Origin of the sequence: Spectribacter hydrogenoxidans (genome assembly GCF_031846275.1) — a bacterium.
In the GTDB taxonomy this organism is placed as follows: Bacteria; Pseudomonadota; Gammaproteobacteria; order Nevskiales; family Salinisphaeraceae; genus Spectribacter; species Spectribacter hydrogenoxidans.
Genome location: NZ_JAVRIB010000042.1, coordinates 1 through 1,315, shown reverse-complemented (window position 1 = coordinate 1,315; position 1,315 = coordinate 1). Strand labels below are relative to the sequence as shown.

The following is a 1,315-nucleotide window of genomic DNA, read 5'->3' as shown; positions in this document are numbered from 1 at the left end:
TGAACCGCTCCGAGATTCCCGGAGGCTCCATTTCTTGAGAGGATGGAGCCATGCACAAGCAAGTCAGATATTCCCCGGAGGTCCGACAACGGGCGGTCCGGATGGTCTTTGAGCATCAGGCTGAATATTCATCGCAATGGGCTGCATTGGGTTCCATTGCGTCCAAAATCGGTTGCACTGCGGAGACGTTGCGCGGCTGGGTCAGGCAGGCCGAGCGCGACCAAGGTCTGCGTGATGGCCAGACCACCGCTGAGCGTGATCGCGTCAAGGTGCTGGAGCGTGAGAATCGCGAGTTGCGTCGTGCCAACGAGATTTTGCGTAAGGCCTCGGCGTATTTTGCGCAGGCGGAGCTCGACCGCCGACGCCCGTGATGGTGGCGTTTATTGACGATCACCGCGAGGTTTACGGTGTCGAGCCGATCTGCCAAGTGTTGCCGATCGCGCCGTCGACCTACTATGAGCACAAAAGCCGTGAGGCCGATCCGGCGCGGGCTCCGGCCCGCGTGCAACGTGACGCAATGCTGCGTCGGCAGATCGAACGTGTCTGGGACGACAACTTCCAGGTCTACGGCGTACGCAAAGTCTGGCGCCAGCTCACGCGCGAAGGCTTCTCGGTGGCCCGCTGCACGGTCGAGCGACTGATGCGCGAAAGGGGCCTGGCCGGCGTGGTACGCGGCAAGCCGGTCAAGACCACCGTGCGGGATGCGGCGCAGCCGTGCCCGCGGGATCTGGTCAATCGAGACTTTCAAGCGGCACAGCCGAATCAGCTCTGGCTGTCGGACTTCACGTATGTGGCCACCTGGGCCGGCTTTGTCTACGTCGCGTTTGTCATCGACGCCTATGCCCGCCGTATCGTCGGCTGGCGGGCGGCCAGTACGCCCCGCACCGACTTGGTGCTGGACGCCCTGGAGCAGGCATTGTGTGCGCGTCGGCTCACCGGCGACAGCAGCCTGATCCATCATTCTGATCGCGGCGTGCAGTATCTGTCGATCCGCTACACCGAGCGATTGGCTGAATCAGAGATCGCCCCGTCAGTGGGCAGTGTCGGGGATTCCTACGACAATGCCTTGGCCGAAACCGTGATCGGGCTGTTTAAGACGGAAGTCATTCGCAAGCGCGGGCCTTGGCGAAACCTGGAGGCGGTGGAATTCGCTACCCTGGAGTGGGTGGACTGGTTCAATCGGCGTCGGTTGCTCGAGTCAATCGGCTACGTCCCGCCGGCAGAGATGGAAGCTGCCTACTATGCCCAATTCGATGAGTCCGCCATGGCGGCGTGACTCAAACCTACGAGTCTCCGGGATAACCGGGGCGGTTCA

1 protein-coding gene and 1 other annotated feature are annotated in these 1,315 nt (G+C 62.2%); the gene reads left to right on the top strand.

What is annotated here, in order from left to right; genetic code table 11:
• The first annotated feature begins 50 nt into the window (after positions 1 to 50).
• Positions 51 to 1,276, top strand: a protein-coding gene (locus RM532_RS15780) for an IS3 family transposase (protein WP_311654296.1) whose coding sequence is annotated in 2 segments (ribosomal slippage) — positions 51 to 336 and positions 336 to 1,276 — 1,227 coding nt in all. Because the reading frame shifts where the segments join, the coding sequence is not laid out codon by codon here.
• Positions 329 to 445: a sequence feature (AL1L pseudoknot), on the top strand. Its footprint overlaps the gene before it by 117 nt.
• Positions 1,277 to 1,315: the final 39 nt, after the last annotated feature.